We start from the raw sequence: 24,763 nt of genomic DNA, 5'->3' as shown, positions 1-24,763 counted from the left end.
CAAAGCCCCACAAGTGGGTAAGGCTGAACCGGTATTGTGAGATTACTGGTGATACAGCCGCCGCCGTTCACGCCAGACGAAAGAAGGGGGTATGGCTAGACGGTAAACATACAACTCTGGCACCCGATGGCAAGTTGTGGGTCAATACAGAGGAGACGGAAAAATGGGTGGAGCATGGAAACAAGGTAAGTCAGAACTAGAGCTTCCGAAGGGTGTTACTGTTCGCCAGCACAAGCATTCTGCCAGCCTCCAAATTTATTTTTCCTACCGGGGGGTGTCTTGTCGAGAGACGCTGAAGCTTGAGCCAACCAAGCAGAACATCAAGTATGCAGCAAATCTTCGGGCTGAGGTGTTGAACCGCATAGAGAAGGAGACATTTAAATATTCGGACTATTTCCCCGACTCCAAGCGGGCTAAGGTGTTCGGGCATGTCGTTACCAATGTCACTGTAGGCGAACTCCTGATTGACTTTATCGCCTTGTCGGAGAAGACCAAGGAAGCCAGTACAGTGCGGGGTTACAAGGGGGTTGTTAAAGCACATTTACGGCCCCTGTTCGGAGATGTCCGGGTTCGTGACCTGACCCCGCAGATGATCCGTTCATGGATTTCTGGTTTGCAATTAACTGGAAAAACAGTTCGGAATATCCTGACCCCATTAAGGCTGGTGCTGGAGCAGGCCGTCAATGACGACATTATTGATAAAAACCCGTTGGACAAAGTTGTCTTGACCCAGTTGCTAGACAAGAAAACCAGCCAGAGTAAGTTCGAGGTAGACCCGCTGTCACTTGATGAAATCAACCTGCTGCTCAGTAAGGCAACCGGCCAGGTGAAGAACCTTTTTCAGTTTGCCCTGTTTTCCGGACTGCGAACATCGGAGCTGATGGCATTGCAATGGGGAGACATTGATTGGAAGAAGGGGGAGGTGAAGGTGCAGCGTGCTGTTGTGGAACGTATGGAGAAGACAACGAAAACCGAAGCAGGTGTCCGGTCCGTTGTGTTGCTCCCCCCAGCGTTGGAAGCATTGAAGGCGCAGAAACCCTATACATTCCTTCACTCTGACTTTGTTTTTCATCATCCCAAGAAGGGGGTACCGTGGCTGACCGACAAGCAGATAAGGGAGTCGGCATGGAAGCCACTGTTGAAGAAATGTGGTATCCGTTATCGGAACCCATACCAGACCCGGCACACCTATGCGTCGTTCTTAATATCCCAAGGGGAGAACCTTTGGTGGATAGCCACTCAGATGGGTCACGTCAACACGGAGATGATTCTGAAGCACTATGGCAAGTGGGTACCTGATAGCTCCAAGAAGAACGGCTATCAGATGGTTACGGATTGGTCGAATTTGGGTCAAAACTACACGCATACTGCACTTAAGCAAAATGACGGTTGAAAAGTGCTAAATATTTTGGGCGGTTGCGGTGTTTCGGATGTGGGTTCGATTCCCGCCACCTCCACCAATTGAAAAGGGGTCCGCCCATCCAGGGGCGGGCCCCTTTTCAATTGGTCGACGTCGTCGCGGGGATCGAAGCGCAGCGAGCGCGTCCAGTGGACGAAAAGCGGCCAGGGAAGGTCGCGTCAGCGAGTGGAGGGGAGCCTACGCAGGGGAGGTCTGGATGGCATCGCCAGAGTTGAGGATTTCTGCCATCTCTTGTGTTTTCAGAGACTAAATAATTTTGCCCAACTCATGCTGTGGATGACCTTGGATGCGGTGACCACCTCAACCCCGGAAGTTGCACCGGAAGTAACCCCGGAAGTCGGGGTACTCTCGGTCCTTACCGGAGAGACGACCAGACTACAGTTTAAAGAGGCGCTGGAGATCAAAGACGATGAGCATTTCCGCAAGGCCTATCTCCTTCCCGCGTTGCTTGAAAGGATTAGACGCCTGAGCCATTACGCTGTGGTCTGGCAGAACGGCAAACCAGTCATGGTTGGTGAAAACGCCCCCGAAGTCGACAAAAAACATCCCTAGGGTCGGGGCGCGGGGTCGCTCCTCCACGTTGCCAAGGGCCCAGGGTCAGACCTCCAGGTCTGGTTCTTGACGGGCTCTCATTCATTGTTATATCTTTGTATGGACAATGTATAAACACTCCTGGAGGAGCGGCCATGATCAAGACGCTGACCAAACATGGGAACAGCCTGGCGCTGGTGATCGAGAAACCCGTCCTGGAGCTCTTGGGCGCTGACGCCGATACACCCTTTGAGGTGTCCACCGACGGGCAGGTCCTCATTCTTTCTCCGGTGCGGGATGCCGACCGCCGCGATGCCTTCAAAGCCGCCCTCGAGAAGGTGAACGCCCGCTATCCCAAGGCCCTGAAGAAACTGGCGGAATAGGCGGTGGAACCAAAGTTTCTCAGCCTGGCCGAGCTCCTGGAAATCCATCAGGATCAGGTGACCCGTTACGGCGGCAATCCGGGCATCCGGGATCTCGACCTGCTCAAATCCGCCATCGGCATGCCGGCGGCCACCTATGGCGGGGAGTTTCTGCACACCGATCTCTTTGAAATGGCCGCTGCCTATCTGTTTCACCTGGTAAAGAACCATCCCTTCCTGGACGGCAACAAGCGGGTCGGTGTGGTGGCCGCGCTCGTCTTTCTGGCCCTGAATGGGCACGACTTCGAGGCGCCGGAGGATGATCTGGCCGAAATCGTTCTGGGGGTGGCTCGAGGTGAACGCGACAAGGCCGAGGTGGCGGTCTTTCTCCGCCGCTGGGCGAAAAGGATCTGACCGGAATGCTTTCGGGATTGCTTGGTCGGACCAAGCCAATCTGTCGAAATTGCTAAAAAAGCCGGCAAATTGGCCGAATATTTGGCTTGGAGCCCCATTTCGAGCGGCAAAATGGGGGCCATAATCAATTGAGAAATCCTCTTTCAGGAAGAGATTTTATCAACATAAAACAAATCCGAACATCAGCAGTAAAAGACAAGGAAATGAAGCCGGGTAGACAGACACCGTTTTGAGCGCATTTTCCGGAAAAATATTTTCTTACACCGAGGGCCCCGGTCAGGCCGGATTCCATATAAACGTTATCTATAACGCAACCCTGCGTCACCTGGGGCAGATCGGCGGAACAAATCGACCGACTGCCTCCAGGACCATCCCCCAACCCAAGGAGCGAACCCCGTCATGAGCGACCTGCTGCCCGATGGAGATGAAGTAAGGCGTGCCGTCAAATGGGTTTCCGACAACCTCCAGGACGAGCCGGGGCAACCGGTCTCCCCGCTGGTTCAGAAAGCCATCTTCAAATTCAACCTGTCCCCCCGGGACGCCGATTTCCTGATCCATTTTTTCAGCCAGAGAAAGGACGAACCCTGAGCGGATTTTCCGCGGAGTGGGGAGGTTGCTGAGGGGCCCGGTGAATCAATCGGCGTAGCCGGAGCCGATCGCGGAAAACGGCAGGTCCAGTTCCAGGGCGGGCACTTTCTGCGCCACCCAGGCGGTGAAGGTGTTGCTGTTGGGGCCCGGAAAGGCGCGGTAGGTCTTGGGCCAGGGATAGGAGCGCGCCGCCTGTTCGACGGCGGCGATCAGGGTTTGGGCTTCGGGTCCCCTGCGGTCGACCAGCAGCCTCGGCTTTTCGCCGTACCAGAAGCGGTCGGGGACGTCCTTTTCGATGCGCAGCACCGGCAGGCCCCTTCGCTCGCGCCAGCCGATGACCTCATAGACGGTGTAGGAGGGTTCGGCGGTTCGTTTGGTGGCGATCCAGGTGTGGACGGCGAACCAGCCGCGCCACCCCCAGGCCGGCGCGGCATACACCTGGAGCACGGCCTCGCGGGTCTGCGCCGGGTCGGGGGCGATGCCCGCCGGCTCCCGGCTGGCGGTGCGCCAGTCCCGCTCCCCCGAGCAGCCCGCAAGTACCAGCAGCAGTGAAAGGCAGCAGCATAGCTTTCTCACGGCATCTTCCCTCCCGGATAAGCCGGCTCCCCCCCCCCCGGCCAGCCTGCTACTTCCTCTCTTACCACAGGTATTCGGCCGGCGGCAACTCCCCCGGCTTGCTGCGGAGTCGTTCATTCAGCGGCCCGGAGGAAGATTATTGGCTTCAGAAACCGGGCTATCGGTTGATGCGCAGCATGGATGTCATCCAGAAGCTGTTCGGGCTCTTTCTTGATCGGCTCCCTTCGCCCTGATTCTCTGAGCGCGGTTAGGCTCGCGGCCCGCCGGGCAGGCGGGCGTCTGCACCGGCACCGGTGCGTTGGCCGCGTCCCGGGGGAGCCGACCTCCCTCAGTCGCCGAGAATCACCTCGAAGGCGCGGCTGCTGCCGGGGTCTTCGATGGTCCACTCGGCGAACACGGTCTCCTGAGCGTTGGTCCAGTCGTAGCGGAAGACCTTGAGCTGCAGCTTGGTCATCCAGGCATCGGGCAGGGCCTGGTAAGCGACTTCGAAGACGTTGCGTCCGTCCTGCAGGGTGGCGCTGCCGGTGTAGTTGTAATTCATGTCGCGCTCGCCCTCGATGGGGTAGATCTCCTCGCCGTTGAGCCGGACGCTGCCCCGGTAGTTGATCGCATAGACGTAGAGCATCACCTCCGCCGGATTCTCCCCGGTTCGGGGGACCACCAGGGTCGTCGGGGACTGTGCCGGCGCGGCCGCAGCACCCATCCCCGTTTGCTGTTCCGCTTCGGCAAGGGGCCGCGCCTCCTGCTCCACGAAGGCGGGTTGCGGCCGGTAAGTCGCGGTAGCCTGATACGCCTCGAAGGATCCGGAGCCGCGCAGCTGGTTCAGTCCCTGCCACATCGCCGGGCCGAGCAGCAGCAGCCCGAAAACCGGCACCACCAGGTAGCCGGCTGTCCCGGCGAGCAGCCATTTGGCCTTTTCGCGGCCCGATCCGGGATAGCTGAGGTTGGTTTTGATGGCGCGCAGATCGCGGAAGATCTCGTGGTAATAGATCAGGGTGAAGGGCCCGAGCAGCAGGCTGGCCAGCAGGCCGACGATCGGGATGAGCGAAACGACAGTCCCCAGCACCCCCAGCAAGAGCAGGCGACCGCAGACCCCCCAGCCGTGGCCGCGCACGTAGGCGCGGCTTTTGAGCAGGGCCTCCATGCCCCTCACGTCGTCGTGGGCGAGCACGAACTGGGCAAAGACGAACCAGACGGTGAACAGCAGGCCGGGGAGGATGAAGGCCAGGTAGCCGCCGCAGAGGATGAACCCGGCCAGGGTGAAAACCCAGAGGAAGGAGCGGAAATTCTGGATGCCGTAGCCGAGTGCCTCGCGGACCCCGAGGTCCTCGTCGACGATGGCGTAGGTCATGGCCGCGCAGACCGCCGTGACCACCAGCAGGGACAGCCCGACCATGACCAGGGCGGCCAATCCCATGACCACCGGGTTGTCCCCGAACATCCCCCGCAACAGATCGGCCCCCGATCCCAGCAGAAAATAGGCGGCCAGGGCCAGCACCATGGCCAGCAGGTTGATGCCGATCAGGGTCAGGATGCGCCGCTTGAAAACCTCCCAGGTCCGGGAGAACAGCTCGCCCAGGCCGGCAAGCCGGGTCGGAGCCGGGCCGTCGGCATCCTCGCTGGCGGCAGCTGGCGTCAGGGTCGGGTGCTGGGGGTTGGCAGCCAGCCTGGTGGCGTCGCGGAACAGTTCCCCGCGGATGGTGAATTCTTTCTCGCACTGCCGGCAAAGCACCTTGGCAGGCCGCGGCGGAATCTTCTCCCGGGGAACCTCGCGGCGGTAACCGCAGTGGGGGCAGGTGATCACCGCCTGCTCGGCCAGGTTCGGGGTGGCTGCGGGGGATTTCGGGGCAGGGGCGCTCGGTTGTGCAGCGGCAGGCGGGGGCGGTTGAGGTGGCGCCGGTCGGGGCGCTGCCGGCGTGCCCCCGTCGAGGTTGAACAGCTGCTTGCATTTCGGGCAACTCACCCGCTTGGTCCCCGCAGGGATACGATCGGCGGGAACCTGCTTGCTGAAACCGCAGTGGGGGCAGGCCAGGATTCTCATTGAAGACCTCCGGGTAGCTCGTCTTTTCACCGGGGAAATGGCGATCTTGTATATGAAATTCGTGTTTCAGCAAAAGTTGTGCCGTCGTTTACGGGATCCAGCCGATGGACTTCTGCAGGAGGAAGGTCCTCCCCCGGGTCAATTGCCGGGCATTTCCGGGATCAGGGGGGGGCGGTGAGGAGAAAAGACGGATCAGAAGCCCTTGGGAGGACGGGTAGGGCACCGGTTGCATTGAATTCTCAACCCGGATTGCTATGCTTGTCTTGCAGGCGGGAGGGATGAAATGAAAAAACTCATCTTCGTGGTCGTATTATCGGTAGCGGCGCTGCTGTGCGGCATGGGCGAACGGGGCGGGCCCCCGGAGGGCGCACTGCCCAAAACCGAGGAGAATTTCCGGGTCAGGCTGATCGACCGCTCCGGGCAGTCCCTGGAGCTCGAGCAGTTCTCCTTCAAGGGGAAGGTTTTCCTGGAGGGAGAGGTGGGCAAGGGGCAGTTGACCGTACCCTTCAGAAACATCCGCAAGATGACCTTTGCCGCCCCGGAGGGGGAATTGGTTCCCGTCGACCTGCAACTGCGCGCCGGTTCCGCGGTCAGGCTGCAACTGCAGGGAGGGGATCTTTTCTACGGCAGCCCGGGCTACGGCACCTTCCAGATCCGTGGCGGGGACGTTCAGAGCATCGACTTTCTCTGATCTCGTTTGCCGCCTGCGGCCGAGCGGTGCCGCGGGTAAGGCGGCTAAAGCTCGTACTGCTTCATCTTCTCCCAGAGGTTTTTTCGGCTGATTCCCAGGATCGCCGCCGCTTCGGTCTTGTTGCCGTCGGTCTTTTTCAACGCCCCCAGGATGCACTTCTTCTCGGCGCGGGCCACCGCCGCGGCGAGCTCCTCCACCTCGGCCTCCTCAGCTCCGGCCTGGACGGCTGCGCCACGGACCTCCACCGGCAGGTCCCAGAGCTGGATCCTGGAGGCCGGGGCCAGCACCGAAACCCGCTCCAGCATGTTCCTGAGTTCCCGCACGTTGCCGGGGAAGCTGTAGCCCTGCAGGGCCTTGGCGGCTTCGGCGGAGAGTTCCAGGCGCAGGCCCCGCTCGCGGCCGAACTCCCGCAGGAAAAAGCCGGCCAGCTCGAGGATGTCCTCCCCGCGTTCCCGCAGGGGCGGGACGCTGATGGGGATGACCTGCAGGCGGTAGAACAGGTCCTGGCGGAAGTTGCCCTTTTGCACCTCCTCGGCGAGGTTTTTCGCGGTCGCGCAGAGCACCCTGACATCCACCGGGATCGGCGCCTTGCCACCGAGCCGCTCGATCTCGCGCTCCTGCAGCACCCGCAACAGCTTGACCTGCAGGTCGAGGGGCATGTCGCCGATTTCATCCAACAGGATGGTCCCCTGGTCGGCCAGCTCGAATTTGCCGATCACCTGCTTGTCGGCACCGGTGAAGGCGCCTTTTTCGTGGCCGAACAGCTCCGATTCGAGCAGCCCGGCGGGGATGGCGGCGCAGTTGACGCGGATGTAGGGCTTGGCGGCGCGGCGGCTTTCGTAGTGGATGGCCGCCGCCACCAGCTCCTTGCCGGTGCCGCTCTCGCCATGGATAAGCGCCGAAGCTTCGGCCATCGCCACCTGGCTGACCAGCCTGAGCATCTGCTGCATCGGCGTGCTCGAGCCGATGAGCGGACGACGCGGGCCGCAGCTGTTCTCCAGCGACACGCAGCGGGCCTTGACCGCCTGCACCTCGAGGATGCGCCGGATCCGAAAGCTCAGGTCCTCCAGGTCGAAGGGCTTGAGGATGTAGTCGACCGCGCCTTTTTTCAGGCAGTTCACCGCGTCGTCGGTGCTGCCGTAGGCGGTCATCATCACCACCTCGGTCCTGGGGGAGAGCTTTTTCACCTCGGCCAGCAGGCTCGCGCCGTCCATCACCGGCATGCGGATGTCCGAAACCAGAACATCGTAGCGGTTGGCCTTGACCAGCTCCAGGGCCTGCGCGCCGTTGGCCGCCTCATCCACCTCCCAGCCCTGGTCGCGCAGGTGGTCGAGGACGGTGATGCGCATGATCTCTTCATCTTCCGCGACAAGCAGTCGTGCCGTCATATTTTGCCCTATCCCGTTCAAGTGGTTGCGTCCTGTTCCACCAGCGGCACCCGCAGCGTGAAAACGGCTCCCCCCTCGGGTGCGTTCTGTGCCCTGAGTTCTCCCCCCATGCGATCCACCAGCGAGTAGGAGACCGAAAGCCCCAGCCCGGTCCCTTCGCCGACCTCCTTGGTGGTAAAGAACGGCTCGAAGATTTTGTCCAGATGCTCCGGGGCGATCCCCGGGCCGGTATCCGCGATCCTGATCACCAGGGCGTTTTCCTCGATGCGGCTTTCCGCATGCAGGGTGCCGCCCTCGGCCCCCATGGCCTGCACGGCGTTGCCCGCCAGGTTCATGATCACCTGGCGCAGGGCCTCCAGGCCGACCACCAGGGGCCTGCCGACCTGCAGCTGCAGGTTCAGCTCGAGGTTGCGGCGGCCCATGCAGGTGAGTTCCAGGCACTCGCGGATCATCTCGTCCACATCCCCCAGCTGGATGCTCAGCGGCTCCTTGCGGCCGATCTTCAGCAGCTGCTGCACCGTCCCCTTGATCCGTTCGACCCCCTGGCCGAGCAGGGTCAGGTAGCGGGTCTGCAGCTCCGGTTTGTCCAGGCTCTTTTTCATGGTCTGGATGCAGTTCTGCATGCCGCCCAGGGGGTTGTTGATTTCGTGGGACAGCCCCGCCACCAGGCGCCCCAGGGCGGCGAGCTTTTCGCTCTGGAAAACCTGCTCGCGGGTCGCGTCGAGTTCGCGCTGGGACTGTTCGAGGCGCTGACAGAGATTGCGGTAATGGGCGGCCAGGGTGCCGATTTCATCCTCGGGGTCGGCTACCAGCAAGCGCTCGAAGTCCCGCCGCTCGGGATACTGGTCCATGGCCCGGGCGAGAATTTTCAGGCGGTTGACCACCAACCGGTCGAACAGCAGAAAGATGGTCAGCGAGACGATGACGATGGTGGCCAGGCCGATATTCAACAACAGTCGATTGTTGGTGTTGATTTCGGCGAAGGCCCAGTCCATGGGGATCGAGACGCTCATCCCGCCGCGGATGTCGCCGACCTGGTAGCCGGGGTCGGTATGGCAGTTCAGGCAGGTGCGTTCCACCTTCAGGGGGGCCATGTAGCGCAGCCGGTGCCTGCCCTCGACCAGCTCCATGGTCACCGCTTCGGCGGCGCCCTCTTCAAAGATCTCCAGGCTGCGGCGTTCGAAGGCGTCGGGGATATTGGCCGGATTGAGCGGATGCAGGCTGGTCACGTTGAACTGCCCCATCCCTTCGCTGGCGGCGTAGGCCGAGAGTTCGCGGGTGACCATGGCCGGGTTGCGCTTGACCAGCCAGTTGCCCATCTCGTCCTTGATCTGCCCCTGTTGCAAAAAGGGGTTTTCCTCGACCCCCGGCCCCTTGACCAGGAACAGGCCGTTGTGGTCCGCCACCCATTGCCGGGTGATGCGGATCTGGTCGAAGAGCATCTTGGCCTGGCGGGTGGCCTGCTCCACCACCAGCTCCTCCTGAAAGCTGGAGGTGCGGTAAAAGGTGACCCCGAAAGAGCAGCAGGTCACCAGCCCCACGAAAATGATGAACTTGGTTTTTAACTGCATGGGACGAATGGCCTCTTGGCGCAAGAGAAGGTGGTGGGTTTCCTCTCCCCGCAACGGGCGGGCAGAGGTTTAACCGATGCTACCGGATGGTAACACAAGTCAGCCTCCAGGGCTACCATCCGGTAGCGCCGGAAAACATTCCAATTCTGTAAGTTATTGAAAAAACTTGATAAAAAATCTGGCACGGGGGTTGCTCAGATAAAGCTGCAAGCCGAAAGGGGGCAAGCGTAAAGCTGATCAATCAAGAGAGTGACCGGGGGCATCGGCATACCATCAATTTTTGCAAAGGGCTGCTTATGGAAACCAAAAAACTCATGACCTATGTGTCCATCTGTGCTGTGGCGACCGTCATCGGAACGGCGGCCTTCCTGGTGAATGAATCCAGGATGCTGTCGTACCTGTCGAGCGATCCGAAGGTCTGCATCAACTGTCACACGATGAACACCCATTATGCCACCTGGCAGCACAGTTCCCATCGGGAAGAGGCCACCTGTGTCGACTGCCATCTGCCGCGCGATTCTTTCCTCAACAAGATGATCGCCAAATCCAGAGACGGCTTCAACCATTCGCTGGCCATGACCCTGGGCAGCTACGGCAGCAATCTCCGGGTCACCGACGACGCGGCGCGCCGGATCCAGGACAACTGCATCTCCTGCCACCAGGAGGCCGTTTCCCAGATGCTGGCCAACAGCGAGCTCTACCAACACGGGGATGCTGACGTGCAGATGGGGCGCCGCTGCTGGGACTGCCACCGCGAGGTCCCCCACGGAACTACCAGAAACCTGACCACCGCTCATAACAACCTTGGCGTCAAAGAACTTTAAAAACTACAGGAGAGAGACATGAGAAAATCAACCTTGCTGACCATCGTCTGTGTCACCGTCATGGTTCCCATGCTGCTGCTGGGCGTTTCCATCAAGGAAAACAAGGCCGCGCAGCAGGCCATCAACGAAGTGCCGAAGATTCCGAAACTGGAGCCGAGAAGCTCCGAGTGGGGCAAGTACTTCCCCCGCCAGTACGAGACCTACATGGGCACCAAGAAGAGCGACGAAATCAAGGACGTGCTCCAGGGCAGCCCGGAGCTGGTGATCCTCTGGGCCGGCTACGGCTTCTCCAAGGACTACAACGCACCTCGCGGCCACTTCTACATGCTCGAGGACAACATGAACACCCTGCGCACCGGCGCTCCCCTCAATCCCCAGACCGGCCCGATGCCGACCCCCTGCTGGACCTGCAAGTCCTCCGACGTGCCGCGGCTGATCGACAAGAAGGGCGAGCTGGACTTCTACACCGGCAAGTGGGCCCGTCACGGCGGCGAGATCGTCAACCCCATCGGCTGCGCCGACTGCCATAGCAACGACACCATGAAGCTGACCCTGACCCGCGACTACCTGAAGCGGGCCCTCGATGCCGAGGGGAGCAAGCCCTTCGCCGAGGCCACCCATCAGGACATGCGCTCGCTGGTCTGCGCCCAGTGCCATGCCGAATACTACTTCAAGGACACCGAATGGACCGACGACCAGGGTCAGAAGCAGGTCGCCAAGGTGGTCACCTTCCCCTGGGACAACGGCATGGTGGCCGAGGACATCGAGACCTACTACGACCAGCGCAACTTCGTCGACTGGACCCATGCGCTGAGCAAAACCCCCATGCTCAAGGCGCAGCATCCCGACTACGAAACCTTCATCACCGGCGCCCACGGCAAGCAGGGGCTCTCCTGCGCCGACTGCCACATGCCCTATGTGCGTGAAGGCGGGGTCAAGTACACCAACCACCAGATCGGCAGCCCGCTGGACAACATCGCCAACACCTGCCTGAACTGCCACAGCGGCACCGAGCAGGAATTCCGCGCCACCATCGCAGAGAAACTGGCCCGCAAGGACGAGCTGTCCCGCACCGCCATGGACATCCTCGCCAAGGCCCATCTCGAAGCCAAGCAGGCCTGGGACCTGGGCGCCACCGAAGAGGAAATGAAGCCCGCCCTGCAGGACATCCGTCACGGCCAGTGGCGCTGGGACTACTCCATCGCCGGCCACGGCGCCTTCTTCCACGCCCCTGAAGAAACCCTGCGGGTGCTCGGCAGCGCCATCAACAAAGGCCAGGAAGCCCGCATCAAGCTGCGCGCGATCCTCGCCAAGTACAACGCCGGCGACTTCCAGGCTCCCGACTTCTCCACCAAGGAGAAGGCCCAGCAGATCATCGGCCTGCCCTACGACAAACTGGTCGAGGAAAAGCAGCAGTTCCTCAACGGGCTGAAGCAGGAGTGGTTCAAGCAGGGTGCGGAGAAGGGGATTTACGACCCGAAATCGCGAGAAGGGATGGAGCTGAAGACCTCCTACCCCAACTGAGGTTGATCCTCCGCAATTGATCCGTACAACCGGGACCGGGCCTGTTCGCCACAAGCGGACAGGCCCGGTCTGTTTGGGGAGGTAATGCGCAGAATTCAACGGCAGGCCCGGCGCCTGCCGCGGCAGGTTCTACCAGAACCGCCATTGCCCTGTCTGCAGCACGTAAACCCCAAGGGCCAGGTTGGCCACGGCATGGCAGAGAACGCACTGAGCGATGCTCCTGGTGTAGTAGAGCAGCAGGTTGAAGGCCGCGCCGGCCATCATGCCCGCAAGGTAGTAGTTGTGTTCCAGGCCGAACAGAACCACGGTGACCAGGAACGAGGTCCAGGAAAAGGCCCCGATGGGCACCTTGGTGAAATCGTTGCCGATGACATATCTGAGCAGGAAAGAGCGCCAGAACAACTCTTCCATGACCGGGACCACAAGCACCGCTCCGAACAGGCGAAAGGCAATCATCCAGGAACGCAGGCGGGTATCTTCGAAAACTGAGGGGTCGAGCCCCTTGGGGTCGCCAAAGGTGGCGAAGGGCCAGTCCATGTTGACCCAGAGCGCAAAAACAATCAGCCCGACAACGATGCTTGCCAGGGTGTGATCAACCCTCCCCAGGTCAGCAGGGCGGAGTTCGTCGTATCTCTTCCGGAAAAAAACCACCACCCCGGCGGTTACCAGCGCTTTGACCGGGTAAAGATACGGCAGGAAGGAGCCGCCCTGGCTGATCAGCCCCTGGTCGATGGCCATGCGCAGCAGCTCCTCGACACCGATGAAGCCCATGAACACGGCAAAAGGAAAAATGCGGGCCAAAGCCATGAGGGGTGTCTTGCCTCCTGTGTCGAGGTTTAGGTTCAATTCAGGAGCGAATGCTAACATAGGGTTAAGATTATTCCAACTTTTGGGTGCAACCAAAAAAAAATGCTTGGCTCCGGTTTTGTCGAAGATTTTAACAAAAGCCGATGACTCCTGATAAACTGACGAGAAACTAATACCTTGGAGGCGCGGCGCGAATTTTGCTGAGTCGTATTAAGCATTTTTCGTTTCAAGCCGGGACCCACGTTCCCCTTGCCTGAATTGTTGCAGGGCTATGACCAACTCACAAACCGCCAACGATCTTTGCCAGAAAAAACTGGCGATCATCGAGGAAATCGGCAACGCGATTCTCGCTACCGATGACGTCAGCACCATCTCCTACCTGATTCTCGATCTGGCCATCAACCACACCCGCGCCGAAAAAGGCTCCCTGATGCTGGTGGGGGGGCAAAAAGAGCTCTATATTCTCAGCGCCCGCGGTCTCGAGCACAAGCTTGCCAAGTCTTATCGGATCAAGATCGGCGAGGGGATAGCCGGCACCGTGGCCGCCCGGGGAGAAGCCGTCCTTGTAAAAGATATCGACAGCGACCCTCGCTTTCAGAACAGCCAACGGGACCGTTACAAAACCCGCTCGTTTATCTCCTGTCCGATTATCGGCAAAGAGGAGCTCCTCGGCGTCCTCAACATCAACGATAAAAAAAACGGGCAACCCTTCAGCGAAGATGAGTTCTCCCTGCTCAAGGTCATTGCCGGGCAGGCGGCCCTGGCCCTGAAAAACTCTTTTCTCGTCAGGCGGTTCCGGGAAAAAAGCGCGGAAATGGAAGAGCTCAACCGAAAGCTCATCTCCATGGACCTCTCCAAGACCGACTTTCTGACCCGGGTTTCCCACGAACTGCGCACCCCGTTGAATTCGGTCAAGGGAGCGGTGTACTACCTGAAAAAATCCGATCTGGCCGGCTCGGACGTATTGCGCGAGTTTCACGACATCATCGAGAGCGAAACCGACAAACTCATCTCCATCGTCGACAGGCAGCTGGATTTTCTTCGTCTGGGCGAAGAAAACCGGGTGCTGCGCAAGACCCTCTTCTCCCTGGCCGAGCTGCTGCGCGAAATCCTCCGTTCGCATCTTCTGAAGCAACTGCTCGAAAGAAAGAAGATTGCCCTCAACCTGGCCCCTCCCGAAGAACTCCCGGAGGTCGCCGGCGATCGTATCCTGGTCAGCCAGATGTTTCTGAATCTTTTCGAGGGAATCAGCTATCATCTGAAGCGGCAGGGCGAAATTTCCCTGCACATCGTTCAGAACGACCTGCTCGATGTTGTCCTGCAAACCGGCGAAGCGCTGCCTGAACGGGTTGTCGACGATTTCTTTTCCTCGAAAAACCTGTTCAGCCAGGACAAGGCCGAGCCCAGTCTCAAGCTCTACCTGGCCCGCAAGGCTGCCGAGGTCAATGGCTGGCGGGTGTTTGCCGAAAACCGCAAGGAGGGGTTCCGGGTCACGGTGCTGATACCCAAGGGGGAGAGGCAGAAAATCGAAGCCGCCCTGGCTATGACCATGGACCGCGTCATCGAGTTCACCTCCGAACTGCTCGGGGTGAATACCTGCTCGCTGATGCTCAGTGATCACGTGACCGGCGACCTGGTGATCAACTCCGCCCGCGGGCTCGAGGATGAAATCATCCGCAACACGCGCATCAAACTCGGTGATCGCATTGCCGGCTGGGTCGCCTACGAGGGCAAGCCCCTGCTGATCGAGGACATCGAAGCCGACCCCCGTTTCGGGCAGAAAAACTTCGACCGACAGTACAACTCCAAGTCCTTGATCTCCCTGCCCCTGAAATGCGGCGGCCAGGTTATCGGGGTGCTCAACCTCAACAACAAGAAAACCGACCAGCCCTTCACCGAGCGCGACCTGAAAATCGCCACCATCATCGGTGAGCGGATTTCCAGGTTTATCGAAAAAATCCAGGCTGAGGCCGGGCAGGGCGGTGACCTGCGGCGGACGGTCGGATCGCTTGACGCGCTGCTCAACGCAGAAAGCCGCTACCCGAAAAAGGACACCCGTCACGCCGATTTGATGGGGAAGGTTCTCGACCAGCTAGGTGCCAACGAAAAGGACAAGGAACTGGCGCTTTACGTCGCCATGGTCTATGACCTTGGGCTGATGCTGCTCGACAAAAACCTTCTCGAAAAGAAAAAGAAACTTACCGCCGCCGAGGCCAGCACCCTGAAAAGCCACCCCTATACGACCCTGGAGCTTCTCGAAGGCCTGGAATTCTCGGAGGAGGTTCGCCAGGTCATCCTGCATCATCACGAAAGATACGACGGCCAGGGGTACCCTGATGGACTTGTGGGGGAAAGGATACCCTTTCTGGCGAGGGTCCTGGCGGTTGTCGACGCCTTCTGCGCCATGACTGAGGACCGGCCCTACCGCAAGGCGAAGACGGTTCCCGAGGCCCTGCGCGAGATTCAGGAGGGGGCGGGGAGTTTGTATGATCCGAGGGTGGTTGAGGCGCTGCGAGGGGCGGTGATTGGCGGGGATTCGTAAGGCGTGAGGCGTAAAGCGTGATAAGTAATTAGTAATAAGTGATCTGAAATAAAAACGCTTTACGGATTTCACGGAATGTGGGAATGCCTAAAAAGTGTCGGCACTTTTTACAGATCTTTTTTGCTTTAAAAAAGATCTGCATTTTAAGCTAGTTATGCCGTGGCCCGTTTTTTGCTGCTCTGTACGCCCAAGAATATATCAAGTGATTATCAGATTTTCCAAGCGAGGGGGTCGTCCCATGGGACCAAGATTTTTGTGTATATTCCTTGTTCTGATTTCATTGAGTCTGTTTCCTCGCAATTCGCTTGCCATCAACACCCTCCAGCTTGATATCGGCGGGGGTTGGTACGACCCTTCCCACGAGGATGTGAAAATTGAAAATGGTGTGTTTACCCTGTTCGCCATCTTGACTCCAGGGACGAATAATGCGAGCAAGGTGGACGCGTACCTCGACAAGACATATTACATATCGAGTGCGCTGGTGCCAAAAGTCTCATTCGGTCAAGACTTTAATGCCCATTTTACTGTCGATGGAAAGACCATTAACGCCACAGAAGATATGAATTGGGGCAATCCACCAATAGAAAATCTGGATATTGTTCAACCGCATGACGGAAAAGACTTAGGCCCTCACGATATTTTCAATACTTATTTTTTCGAGTTTGAGTTCCAATTCAATTCTGACAACAAAATCGTTGCATACAATACCCAAAGCGAGCCAGGGGCAAATTTTGACAGCAGTCAGACGAGTTTGAAGAATACGGCTTATTACGCCGCATTTCAATTTGACACCACGGGTTTGATCGGGGTCGACGCCGGTAATGATTTGTTGCTGCACTTTGACCTCTACAGCAAAAAGCCCGGAAATAATGGTGCACTAGATATCGACAGGGACCTCTTCGCGCCCTTTTCACATGATGCCTCTACGATTGCTGCTCCCGTCCCCGAACCTGGTTCGCTACTATTTTTCAGTGCCGGATTGATCGGACTGGGTTTGTTTCTTAGGCGAAGAAAGTTCGACTAGGGCCGGGATACGCAAATTAGGGACGGTGGTAAATTATCGAGCATTATGGCGCACCACGATCAGCGGCAACAGAAACACCTGCCTGCGTCATGGAAAGGTGCTTCGCCAGTTCAGTACCCTTGACCCCTGAATATCTCATCGCCAGGTGACAGAGTACCGCCCGGGCCCGGGCAAGATTCCGGTATCGATCAGGTTGTGTAAGGGCGATCCTGTCGACCTGGAAACTCTCGGTCACCTTCGTCAGGAGTTTTTCCAGATCATCGTCGGTATTGCCCACCGGCCCCCCCGCCCAATATCCGATCGTCAAAAAGATCCTCCTCCCCAAGGACGGGGTCCAAGGCCCTGCTTCGGCGCTTGCCGCCACCATCCAAGGCGATATCCGGTCCTGCCTCGAAACCCTCGGAAATGAATTGTCGGTATTCTTTACGCGCTTCTGTGAGCCCTTTGCAAAAAAGTGAAAGTGCCGCATCCGTTTGCTGTCCATTCAATTCTTGGTGGCCCATCAGCACCGAATGGCCTGTCCAGGCTGAGCTGTCCAAGTCTTCGAGGCGATTCAGCACCCCGGCTCTGAGGGGATTCAGGCGGATGTAGCGGATCAATTCGAGGAGATAGTTGTCCTTATCGCAGACGATTGATTTGTAGCGATCTTGGAAGAGGTGACCCGAGCGCTGGTGGCGCAGCAACAGGTGGAAATGGTTGTCCATCAGCGCTCAGGCCAAGCAGTCGGTTTCCGTTTGGAGCAGCAGTTTTGAGAATCTGGAGAGAAAAGAGGCTTTGTCTTCTTCGTCCTTGAAGATAGGGCGTCTTTCGATGCCGCGGACGATGACGTGTTGTAGCAGGCCTGGTATGTCGATTCGGGATGAACGTGGCATGGGTAGGAGTATAGGGTGAAAAAGTTAATTAATCAAGAACGTCCCCTTTGCCCGTCCCCTTTGCCTCTTTCACGGATAGGCTTGTCGGATATATTAACAATGGACAACGCCTATGGTGGAAAATGGCGGAAAAACAAATACCTGAAACACTGGTCCGGGTTTTGCAAGAGGGGATGACGACGGTCATTTCGAGGTGAAATGAATAAAACTAGGAAGAGGAGGGTTCGATGAAAAAGTTTTTTGCTGTTACAATGTTTTTGGCAATTCTTAGTATTGCCAGCGCCGCTATGGCTATCCCAACCTATTATGGCGCAACGGATGGAGGGAATTTCACTGCCATTTGGGAAGGGAATCAAGTCCCATTTGACCCGACTATTGCCGGCGGAAATGGTCCAGGTTACTATGTATGGTCAAACGATGACATGAGAAAATCCTGGTCTATCAGATGGACTGGGTACAATGACCCGTTGACTGATATTAGCGCAACTTGGTACGGCACTATTCTGCTGTCAGGGTTTGGTCTGGATAGTGTCACTCCTGTTTCTTTTGAGGGGCCTGACACTTTCGGCGAGGGGTCAGTTCCGTTTCCGTTTATAACTTTTTCCTCCTTCTCAGGGCCCCATTGGGATGGAATCGATTTCGTGATTGACGGTCCCGTCGGTTCTTCCGTTGTTGGGTTTGAACTAGGATCTACTTACTTGGAAAGCCTTGTTTTGACTAATAATCCGGTTATGGCAACTGACATCTACATCGGAGATAATCTGGCCAATCCCCAGGTTATCGTTAGCCAATATAACCTTAGGTCCGGTGGCGTGGTTCAGAGGTTCGATATCCCTGCCCCGGTTCCCGAGCCCAGCACCTTGATCCTGCTCGGTTCCGGCCTGGTCGGCCTGGCTTACCTCAAGCGGCGCAAAAAGGCCTGATCCGTAAATTTGATACATGATGGTTGGAAAGGCGGTGCTTCGGCACCGCCTTTCTTATTTGGTAATCAGCCCATTATGAGAATGTATTGATTTTCCGCTCGGGGTTTGGTATTGGTATAGGCCTTAAGGTGATATCCGATCCTGTTTCCGGGTGAGTTTCTGGTCCTGGTGGTCGGGGTAGTATCCGGTGTAAGAAAAACCGACATGGTGAGACCTCCATGCCCCTGGTTGAATTTACCGTCGACGATTCCCTGCGGATTGTCTCCTGCAATGATGAACTGCGAAAGACCCGGGTCGGTCTTTCAGGAGCGCTGCTTGGTGCCTTCTATTATGATGTGCTCCCGCGGATCCTGCACGAGGACTGCGATGCCGTCATGCTGGTGTTGAAGACCGGCGAAGCGCTCTCCCTGGATGACTACCGTTTCGGCTGCCCCTTCGAAGCATTCAATGCCATGGTGCGGATTTCCCCCCTGGATAATGAGCAACAGGAGGTGATCGGGGCCAAGGTAAGGGTCGAGGGCTTTACCGGTTGCACGCTTTCCAGCCAGCTTGAGCAATCCCAGCACCTGATTGACATCGGCAAAGTCGCCTCCATCCTCTCCCACGGCGTGCGCAACCCACTCAACGCCATCAAGGGGGCCGTGGTCTATCTCAAGGGACGCTACGGTCACGAGGCCAACCTGGTTGAATTCACCGATATCATGGAGGACGAAATTTCCCGGCTGGATAAATTCATCACCGGTTTTTTGAGTACCTCGTTTTATGATTTCGAGCAGAGCCTGGTTGATATCAACACCCTTCTGGGGAAACTTGAGCTGTTTGTCTCCATGCAGGCCGATGCGGCAGGGGTGAGCATTGATTTCAGCTACGGCGAGGTGGTTCCCCTTCGTCTGAACCCATTCCAGGTCGAGCACGCCATTCTCAATGTCCTCAACAATGCCATCCTCGCGCTCCCCCGTGGCGGGGGTATCTCCGTTCATAGCTGCCTGGAAGAGCTTGGCGGAAGGCGCAACGTAATCGTCGAAATTGAGGACAATGGGCCGGGGATGCCCGAAGGGGCAGTCAAGGGGTTCGAGATCCCGCAGGTTGAAACCGCCCTCGCCAAGGGTAAGGGGTTCGGGTTGTTCATTACCAGGGAGATCATGCAGAAGCACGGCGGATCTCTGGAAGTGAAGACCGTAGGCGGGAAGGGGACCGTGGTCAGGTTGTGCCTGCCGGCCGCTGGGGATGGGGAGTTGCCAGTGAGGAGTGAGGAGTAAGGAGTAAGGAGTAAGGAGTAACACAGCCCACGGCCCACGGCCCACGGCCCACAGCCCACAGCCCACAGCCCACAGCCCACAGCCCACAGCCCACAGCCCACGGCCCACGGCCCACAGCCCACAGCCCACGAATCACGAATCACGAATTACGAATTACGAATTACGAATTACGGATAACGGATAACAAATAACGGAACCGACCAGATGTCCCCATCCCAAGCAAGCAGTGTCCTCATCGTGGACGACGAACCGAATGCTGTCCGCGTGCTATCCGCTATTCTCAATGAGGAAGGATACCGGGTTTTCGAAGCGCGTCACGTGGACGAGGCCGTCGATACCCTCGACAGCCATGAGGTCGATGCGGTCATTACCGACATGAAAATGCCCGGGCGCAGCGGCATTGACCTGTTTGATCACGTCGCGGAGCATTTCCCCGACGTGCCGGTTATTTTTCTCACCGCCTTCGGAACCGTAGAGTCCGCAGTGTCGGCCATGACGCGGGGGGCATTCTATTATTTTGTAAAGCCGCCCGACTTTCTCAACCTCAAGGGGATACTCGCCCGTGCCGTCGAGCAGCGACAGCTGAAGCGGGAACTGCATGCTCTCAAGCAGCAACTTGCGGGGCAGGACAACCAGCCGCAACTGGTCGGAAAAACCCTCGGCATCCAGAAGGTCCTCGAGGTCGTCAAGGCCATCCGCGATTCGGAGAGCAGCGTGCTGGTCTATGGGGAAACGGGGACCGGCAAGGAGCTGGTCGCCCGTGCCCTGCATTTCGGAAGCGCCCGCAGAAACAAGCCCTTTGTCGCCGTGAACTGCGCCGCCATCCCTCAGGAACTGATCGAGTCCGAACTATTCGGATACGAAAAGGGGGCCTTCACCGGCGCTTCAGCGCAGCGGATCGGCAGAGTGGAGCAGGCCTCCGGGGGAACCCTGTTCCTGGACGAAATCGGCGAACTTGACATTTCGGTCCAGGCCAAGCTGCTTAGGGTGCTGCAGGAGAAAGAGATCGAGCGGCTTGGGGGTAACCAAAGGGTGTCGGTGAACTTCCGGCTGGTCTCCTCTACCAACCGGGATCTCCTCAAGGAGATTGCCGCCGGCCGATTCCGCGAAGATCTTTACTATCGCCTCAACGTGGTGCGGATCGATATGCCCGCCCTTCGCGAACGTAAAAGCGACATCCCCCTGGTCGTTTCAGAATTCCTCAAGGAGTTTTGTGCGCGCGAGAACAAGGTTTTGGGGCTCAGCCCGAAGGTGATGGACATTTTCCGCAATTACGACTGGCCTGGCAACATCCGTCAACTCCGCAACGTCATCGAGCGCGCCGTCGCCCTTGCCCCGGGCAGGGACATCACCGAGCAGGAACTTCCCGAAGAAATTTTCCAGCGTCCCTACCCCGAAACAGAAAGGCGCCGCGCCGAGGGCAAGACCCTCAAGGAGATGGAAGCCCATGCCATCCGCCAGGCGCTGGAAGAGTGCGCCGGCAACAAATCCAAGGTCGCGCAGATGCTTGGCTTCTCTCGCAAGGCGCTTTATAAGCGGCTCAAGGATTATGGCATTTCTTGAGGGCCGTAATTCGTAATTCGTAATTCGTGGTTAGTTCTACCCCCCATTACGACTTACGCCTTACGTATTACGGTCCCTCACGCCTCACCCCCCCCTCCGAACTGTTTCCATAAGACACACTCCATTTGCGAAAATTTAGGTATTTAGGAGCAGTGTATCCATCGGACACACTCGTTGCGCCGCGATTGTGCCCAAGGGTTACAGGTTTTTCATGGTGCTGGTCTGGCGGATTGGCCATTATCGGCAATTTCAATGAGTTGCGGAGATGGCACAATGGTTGCTAATGATAAGAAACGCTTTATATGCAAGTGTTTTTGACCATTCTCACGTTTGGGGAAATTCAAAAAAAATAGCTATTAGTTCCGCTCAAGGCAAAGCCAGGGAGACCTGGTGACGCAAAGCCAAGGGTCCTCCGCCGCCTGCTGGTCAGGATGGCGAGGACAGCCTGGCTGCCGGGATGACGCCACGCGCTGCGAATTCCGGGTTGTTTTTTGCTTGAGTGCAATCCGGGCTCCTTCCCAGGTGGGAAGGGGCCCGCTTTTTTCGGGAAGTGCGGTGAAGCCGAAAAAAATACTGATCGTCGATGAGAACGGATTTGGCCGCATCTGCTCCGCGCTGCTCGAAATGGACGGGTATCGGGCTGAGCACCGAGCGGGCTTCAAGCCGTCCGCCCCCATGCGGGCCGAGGACTTCGGGCTGGTGATCACCAGTTATCCCTACGGGGCAGGGGTATTCGAGTCACTTAAGGGGACGGATGTGCCGGTCCTGGTACTGTCGGACTGCATCAGCGATTCGCTGATGGAGGAAATGAATAAGGTGACCCGCTCGTACTGCATGGTCAAGCCGATCGACTACGATCGGTTCAACGTGCTGATTGGCCAGGTGCTGTCGGGCGAGGTCGGATTAGAGGGAGGGTGCCGAATTGTTTAAGCGAATCGTACTGATGATGCTGTTGCTGGCCCTGGTCGCCGGCTGCAAGAGCCAGAGCAAGGAAGAGCTGCTCATGGAGGGGGTCAAACTGGTCGACCAGGGGAACCATACAGGTTCCATCGTCCTGTTCCGGAGCGCCCTCGAGAAGGACCCCAACTATTTCGAGGCCCGTCACCGGCTCGCCCAGGCCTACATCAAGACCGGCAAATTCGATAAGGCCGAAAAGGAGCTGCAGAAAGTTCTTCTGCAGAGCCCGGATAATGGCGACATCCCCCTCGAGCTGGCCGAGCTTTACAATGCCACGGAAAAACCCGACCTGGCCATCGAGCAGGTTAATAAATACCTCTCGGGTCACGACAAGACCTCCAGGGCTATCGAATCCCTGGGGCGAAGCCATGCCATCAAGGGCGACATGGCCGCAGCCGAGGGCTATTACCGGGAGGCCATCACACTCGACCCCGGCAATTTTTCCGCCAGGCTCGATCTCTGCCGGGTCTTCCTGATCGGCAATCGTGCCGGCGAAGCCCGCGCCCAGCTCGAGGAGATCCTGCGCCAGGACGGGAATAACATCCCGGCCCATTTCGCCCTGGCGCGCCTTGAGGCTCGCGACGGAAACCGCGACGCGGCCCTGGCCCTGTACCGCAAGATCGCCAAGATCGATTCCAACAACGTCGAAGCCCTGTTCATGGCCGGGGTGCTCCTCCTCGACAGCGGTGAACCGGCCGAAGCCGGGCGTATTGCCGCCGAGTTGCAGGGGCGGTTCCCCAAGCATCCGGCCGGGGTTCGCCTCCAGGGGATGGTCGACTACCTGAATGGCGATTACGAGCAGGCCGTGGTCAACCTGCAGAACTCCCTCAAATCCCTTCCCGACCTGGTGGGCCACTATTTCCTCGGCCTGACCCATTATAAGCTCGAACAGTTCGAGCTGGCGCTCAACCAGTTCCAGGCTGGGCTCGATGTACAGCCCGACCACGCTCAGTCGCGCCTCATGGTCGCCATGACCCTGCTCAAGCAGAAGCGCCTCGATGACGCCATCGCCGAAACGGTCAAGGTGGTTCATGCCGATCCCCGCAACGGCCTGGCCCACAACATCATGGGCAGCGCCTACCTGGCCAAGGGGGACTTCGACCAGGCCATGAAGAACCTCGACAAGGCGATCGAGATCGACCCGACCCTGGCTGACGCCCACCTGAAGAAGGGGCTGTTCAGCCTCGCCCAGGGCAACCCCATTCAGGCCGAGGCAGGACTGGTCAAGGCGATTCAGATCGCACCCGAGCACCTTAACACCCGGTTGCTGCTCGCATCCTACTATCTGCGCCAGCAGAATTACCCCGGCGCTATCGCCACCCTGCAGGAAGGCCTCACCGGCAAGGATGAAGACGCCCTTCTCTACAACTACATGGCCGCCGCGTATTTGGCCCAGAAGAAGAACGTCGAAGCGGTAGAAGCCCTGCAGAAAGCCAAAAAGATCAGGGCTGATTATTTCGCCCCGTATTTCAACCTGGCCGGTTTCTACGCCGCCGCCAACGAGCCTGACAAGGCCCTCGCCGAATACCGCGCGATCCTCCACGTCGATGCGCAGAACCTCCAGGCGCTGCTGCGGATGGCCGCGCTGCAGGAACTCTCCGGCGATGCCGAAGGGGCGCTCGTAACCCTGCAGGCCGCCAAGCAGACCGGGCAGGCCGAGGGTTTCCTGGCCCTGGCCAGGCTCCATGCGCGCCAGGGGAACATGAGCCAGGCCCTGGAAGTGCTCAATGCCGCCTACACCGCACTGCCGGCCAACCCCGAGATCCTCGAGATGCGCGGCAAGCTGCTGGTGGATCGCAGCCAGCTCGAAGAAGCCAAAGAGCTGTTCCAGGAGCTTGAAAAGGCCCAGGCCGGCAAGGGGCTGCCGCTGCTGATCGCCGTCCACCTGCGCCAGGGCGAGGTGGAAAAGGCCATCGCTCTCGCCCAGGGCCGGATCGATGCCGCGGCCGACGCCCCTTACGGCTACTGGCTGCTGGCCTCGGTTTACGAAAAACTCGGCGACCGCGCCAAGGCGCAAACGGTCATCGAGAAGGGGCTGGCCGCCGTCAAGGATCAGGTCACCCTGCGCATGAAGCTCGCCGCCCTCCATGCCGCGGACGGCCGCAGCGACCAGGCTGTCGGCATCTATGAGGCGATTATCGCGGAAAGCCCTGACTTCGTCGCCGCTACCTTCGCCCTCGGCGCCCTGCACGACGGGCTCGGCGACAAGCGCAAGGCGCGCAAGTTCTACCAGGATGTGCTCGCCAAAGATGAGAATTTCACCCCGGCTCTCAACAATCTGGCCTACCTCCACGCCGAGAACTATGGTGACCCCAAAGAGGCTCTGACCCTGGCTCTCAAGGCCTACCGCAATGCCCCCGCCGACCCGAGCGTGCTCGATACCCTCGGCTACGTGCTGGTCAAAAACGGTCGCGCCGAAGAGGCCATCAAAGTCCTGGAAAAGGCCGCCGCCATGCTCCCGGACGTCCCCGCCGTGCAGTTGCACCTCGGCCAGGCCTACAAAGCCGCCGGCAAAAAAAACGAGGCCATCGGCCCACTGGAGACGGTGGTAGAGAAGGGGCAGGCGGATGAGGTGAAGGTGGCCTCGGCGTTGTTGGAGGAGTTGAAGCAGTAAGGGCAGTGGACAGTAAAAGCTAGTGATCCGTGGACAGTGGACAGTGGACAGTAAAAGCTAGTGTGCCGTGGACACGGACCACGGATCACGGACCACGGATCACGGACCACGGACCACGGACCACGGACCACGGATCACGGACCACGGATCACGGACCACGGATCACGGACCACGGACCACGGACCACGGCTTCTAACGAGGGGGACAACGTCATGGGAAAATCCTTTCGCGCCGCGCTGTTTAGATGGGGTGGGCTCGAGGACAAGACCCTG

Annotated in this window: 21 protein-coding genes and 1 riboswitch; of the genes, 15 read left to right on the top strand and 6 right to left on the bottom strand. The window is 58.7% G+C overall.

Annotated elements, in window-relative coordinates:
• The first annotated feature begins 163 nt into the window (after window positions 1–163).
• The 5 genes from DESUT3_RS12095 to DESUT3_RS12075 all read left to right on the top strand — a co-directional run bounded on the left by DESUT3_RS12095 (window position 164) and on the right by DESUT3_RS12075 (window position 3,315).
• Window positions 164–1,393, top strand: a complete 1,230-nt coding sequence (locus DESUT3_RS12095; RefSeq protein WP_221248745.1) for an Arm DNA-binding domain-containing protein — start codon at window positions 164–166, stop codon at window positions 1,391–1,393.
• A 294-nt stretch (window positions 1,394–1,687) separates the two neighbouring features.
• A complete protein-coding gene (locus DESUT3_RS12090) occupies window positions 1,688–1,972 on the top strand; it encodes a hypothetical protein (RefSeq protein WP_221248744.1) in 285 nt (94 codons plus the stop codon).
• 134 nt (window positions 1,973–2,106) lie between these two features.
• The gene (locus DESUT3_RS12085) at window positions 2,107–2,334 is read left to right on the top strand and encodes an AbrB/MazE/SpoVT family DNA-binding domain-containing protein (RefSeq protein ID WP_221248743.1); all 228 of its coding nucleotides are present in this window, start codon (window positions 2,107–2,109) and stop codon (window positions 2,332–2,334) included.
• Between the two features lie 3 nt (window positions 2,335–2,337).
• Window positions 2,338–2,727 carry a type II toxin-antitoxin system death-on-curing family toxin gene (locus DESUT3_RS12080; protein WP_221248742.1) on the top strand — a complete coding sequence of 130 codons (390 nt, stop codon included), beginning with the start codon at window positions 2,338–2,340 and terminating at the stop codon, window positions 2,725–2,727.
• Between the two features lie 399 nt (window positions 2,728–3,126).
• Window positions 3,127–3,315, top strand: coding sequence for a hypothetical protein (locus tag DESUT3_RS12075; RefSeq protein WP_221248741.1), 189 nt, complete (start codon window positions 3,127–3,129; stop codon window positions 3,313–3,315).
• Window positions 3,316–3,360: 45 nt separating this feature from the next.
• Here DESUT3_RS12075 and DESUT3_RS12070 read toward each other — a convergent pair whose 3' ends face one another.
• Together DESUT3_RS12070 and DESUT3_RS12065 are read right to left on the bottom strand one after the other, a co-directional pair.
• Window positions 3,361–3,891: a DUF3750 domain-containing protein gene (locus DESUT3_RS12070; RefSeq protein WP_225911492.1), complete on the bottom strand. Its 531-nt coding sequence runs from the start codon at window positions 3,889–3,891 to the stop codon at window positions 3,361–3,363.
• 328 nt (window positions 3,892–4,219) lie between these two features.
• Entirely contained in the window at window positions 4,220–5,932 is a 1,713-nt protein-coding gene (locus DESUT3_RS12065; RefSeq protein ID WP_221248739.1) for a zinc-ribbon domain-containing protein, read from the bottom strand.
• 283 nt (window positions 5,933–6,215) lie between these two features.
• Here DESUT3_RS12065 and DESUT3_RS12060 point away from each other — a divergent pair, with 283 nt between their 5' ends.
• On the top strand, window positions 6,216–6,623 hold the full coding sequence (locus tag DESUT3_RS12060) for a hypothetical protein (RefSeq protein WP_221248738.1): 408 nt from the start codon (window positions 6,216–6,218) through the stop codon (window positions 6,621–6,623).
• Between the two features lie 44 nt (window positions 6,624–6,667).
• Here the strand turns inward: DESUT3_RS12060 and DESUT3_RS12055 are convergent, their stop codons facing one another.
• Both DESUT3_RS12055 and DESUT3_RS12050 read right to left on the bottom strand, forming a co-directional pair.
• Complete coding sequence (locus DESUT3_RS12055) at window positions 6,668–8,011, bottom strand: sigma-54-dependent transcriptional regulator (RefSeq protein ID WP_221248737.1); 1,344 nt, start codon at window positions 8,009–8,011, stop codon at window positions 6,668–6,670.
• A gap of 17 nt (window positions 8,012–8,028) precedes the next feature.
• A complete protein-coding gene (locus DESUT3_RS12050; RefSeq protein WP_221248736.1) occupies window positions 8,029–9,582 on the bottom strand; it encodes an ATP-binding protein in 1,554 nt (517 codons plus the stop codon).
• A gap of 296 nt (window positions 9,583–9,878) precedes the next feature.
• On the opposite strand from DESUT3_RS12050, the gene nrfH reads away from it, so the two are divergent.
• Both nrfH and nrfA read left to right on the top strand, forming a co-directional pair.
• Window positions 9,879–10,406, top strand: a complete 528-nt coding sequence (gene nrfH, locus DESUT3_RS12045; RefSeq protein ID WP_221248735.1) for a cytochrome c nitrite reductase small subunit — start codon at window positions 9,879–9,881, stop codon at window positions 10,404–10,406.
• A gap of 18 nt (window positions 10,407–10,424) precedes the next feature.
• Entirely contained in the window at window positions 10,425–11,930 is a 1,506-nt protein-coding gene (nrfA, locus tag DESUT3_RS12040; protein WP_221248734.1) for an ammonia-forming cytochrome c nitrite reductase, read from the top strand.
• 129 nt (window positions 11,931–12,059) lie between these two features.
• Here nrfA and DESUT3_RS12035 read toward each other — a convergent pair whose 3' ends face one another.
• Window positions 12,060–12,737: a CAAX prenyl protease-related protein gene (locus DESUT3_RS12035; RefSeq protein ID WP_221248733.1), complete on the bottom strand. Its 678-nt coding sequence runs from the start codon at window positions 12,735–12,737 to the stop codon at window positions 12,060–12,062.
• A 271-nt stretch (window positions 12,738–13,008) separates the two neighbouring features.
• Here DESUT3_RS12035 and DESUT3_RS12030 point away from each other — a divergent pair, with 271 nt between their 5' ends.
• On the top strand, window positions 13,009–15,279 hold the full coding sequence (locus tag DESUT3_RS12030; RefSeq protein WP_221248732.1) for a GAF domain-containing protein: 2,271 nt from the start codon (window positions 13,009–13,011) through the stop codon (window positions 15,277–15,279).
• A gap of 238 nt (window positions 15,280–15,517) precedes the next feature.
• A complete protein-coding gene (locus DESUT3_RS12025) occupies window positions 15,518–16,303 on the top strand; it encodes a choice-of-anchor N protein (RefSeq protein WP_221248731.1) in 786 nt (261 codons plus the stop codon).
• Window positions 16,304–16,560: 257 nt separating this feature from the next.
• Here DESUT3_RS12025 and DESUT3_RS12020 read toward each other — a convergent pair whose 3' ends face one another.
• The gene (locus DESUT3_RS12020) at window positions 16,561–17,007 is read right to left on the bottom strand and encodes a hypothetical protein (RefSeq protein ID WP_221248730.1); all 447 of its coding nucleotides are present in this window, start codon (window positions 17,005–17,007) and stop codon (window positions 16,561–16,563) included.
• A gap of 395 nt (window positions 17,008–17,402) precedes the next feature.
• Between DESUT3_RS12020 and DESUT3_RS12015 the strand changes: the two genes are divergently transcribed.
• From DESUT3_RS12015 to prsT, 5 genes are all read left to right on the top strand, one after another.
• Complete coding sequence (locus DESUT3_RS12015; protein WP_221248729.1) at window positions 17,403–18,098, top strand: PEP-CTERM sorting domain-containing protein; 696 nt, start codon at window positions 17,403–17,405, stop codon at window positions 18,096–18,098.
• 218 nt (window positions 18,099–18,316) lie between these two features.
• Entirely contained in the window at window positions 18,317–19,357 is a 1,041-nt protein-coding gene (locus DESUT3_RS12010) for an ATP-binding protein (RefSeq protein ID WP_221248728.1), read from the top strand.
• A gap of 204 nt (window positions 19,358–19,561) precedes the next feature.
• Window positions 19,562–20,920: a sigma-54-dependent transcriptional regulator gene (locus DESUT3_RS12005; RefSeq protein WP_221248727.1), complete on the top strand. Its 1,359-nt coding sequence runs from the start codon at window positions 19,562–19,564 to the stop codon at window positions 20,918–20,920.
• A 360-nt stretch (window positions 20,921–21,280) separates the two neighbouring features.
• Window positions 21,281–21,377, top strand: a riboswitch (cyclic di-GMP riboswitch).
• A 98-nt stretch (window positions 21,378–21,475) separates the two neighbouring features.
• Window positions 21,476–21,850: a DNA-binding transcriptional response regulator gene (locus tag DESUT3_RS12000; protein WP_221248726.1), complete on the top strand. Its 375-nt coding sequence runs from the start codon at window positions 21,476–21,478 to the stop codon at window positions 21,848–21,850.
• Window positions 21,843–24,491: an XrtA/PEP-CTERM system TPR-repeat protein PrsT gene (gene prsT, locus DESUT3_RS11995; protein ID WP_221248725.1), complete on the top strand. Its 2,649-nt coding sequence runs from the start codon at window positions 21,843–21,845 to the stop codon at window positions 24,489–24,491. Before DESUT3_RS12000 ends, prsT begins: the two co-directional genes overlap by 8 nt.
• Window positions 24,492–24,763: the final 272 nt, after the last annotated feature.

The sequence above is a fragment of the Desulfuromonas versatilis genome (assembly GCF_019704135.1).
In the GTDB taxonomy this organism is placed as follows: domain Bacteria; phylum Desulfobacterota; class Desulfuromonadia; order Desulfuromonadales; family NIT-T3; genus Desulfuromonas_A; species Desulfuromonas_A versatilis.
This window is presented reverse-complemented; position numbering and strand designations above follow the sequence as displayed.

What these genes read in the sequence shown, in the direction of transcription:
- DESUT3_RS12095 (WP_221248745.1), top strand. Translation starts at nt 164, where the DNA reads ATGGGTGGAGCATGGAAACAAGGTAAGTCAGAACTAGAGCTTCCGAAG.
- DESUT3_RS12090 (WP_221248744.1), top strand. Translation starts at nt 1,688, where the DNA reads ATGCTGTGGATGACCTTGGATGCGGTGACCACCTCAACCCCGGAAGTT.
- DESUT3_RS12085 (WP_221248743.1), top strand. Translation starts at nt 2,107, where the DNA reads ATGATCAAGACGCTGACCAAACATGGGAACAGCCTGGCGCTGGTGATC.
- DESUT3_RS12075 (WP_221248741.1), top strand. Translation starts at nt 3,127, where the DNA reads ATGAGCGACCTGCTGCCCGATGGAGATGAAGTAAGGCGTGCCGTCAAA.
- DESUT3_RS12065 (WP_221248739.1), bottom strand. Translation starts at nt 5,932, where the DNA reads ATGAGAATCCTGGCCTGCCCCCACTGCGGTTTCAGCAAGCAGGTTCCC.
- DESUT3_RS12060 (WP_221248738.1), top strand. Translation starts at nt 6,216, where the DNA reads ATGAAAAAACTCATCTTCGTGGTCGTATTATCGGTAGCGGCGCTGCTG.
- DESUT3_RS12055 (WP_221248737.1), bottom strand. Translation starts at nt 8,011, where the DNA reads ATGACGGCACGACTGCTTGTCGCGGAAGATGAAGAGATCATGCGCATC.
- DESUT3_RS12050 (WP_221248736.1), bottom strand. Translation starts at nt 9,582, where the DNA reads ATGCAGTTAAAAACCAAGTTCATCATTTTCGTGGGGCTGGTGACCTGC.
- nrfH (WP_221248735.1), top strand. Translation starts at nt 9,879, where the DNA reads ATGGAAACCAAAAAACTCATGACCTATGTGTCCATCTGTGCTGTGGCG.
- nrfA (WP_221248734.1), top strand. Translation starts at nt 10,425, where the DNA reads ATGAGAAAATCAACCTTGCTGACCATCGTCTGTGTCACCGTCATGGTT.
- DESUT3_RS12035 (WP_221248733.1), bottom strand. Translation starts at nt 12,737, where the DNA reads ATGGCTTTGGCCCGCATTTTTCCTTTTGCCGTGTTCATGGGCTTCATC.
- DESUT3_RS12030 (WP_221248732.1), top strand. Translation starts at nt 13,009, where the DNA reads ATGACCAACTCACAAACCGCCAACGATCTTTGCCAGAAAAAACTGGCG.
- DESUT3_RS12025 (WP_221248731.1), top strand. Translation starts at nt 15,518, where the DNA reads ATGGGACCAAGATTTTTGTGTATATTCCTTGTTCTGATTTCATTGAGT.
- DESUT3_RS12020 (WP_221248730.1), bottom strand. Translation starts at nt 17,007, where the DNA reads ATGGACAACCATTTCCACCTGTTGCTGCGCCACCAGCGCTCGGGTCAC.
- DESUT3_RS12015 (WP_221248729.1), top strand. Translation starts at nt 17,403, where the DNA reads ATGAAAAAGTTTTTTGCTGTTACAATGTTTTTGGCAATTCTTAGTATT.
- DESUT3_RS12010 (WP_221248728.1), top strand. Translation starts at nt 18,317, where the DNA reads ATGCCCCTGGTTGAATTTACCGTCGACGATTCCCTGCGGATTGTCTCC.
- DESUT3_RS12005 (WP_221248727.1), top strand. Translation starts at nt 19,562, where the DNA reads ATGTCCCCATCCCAAGCAAGCAGTGTCCTCATCGTGGACGACGAACCG.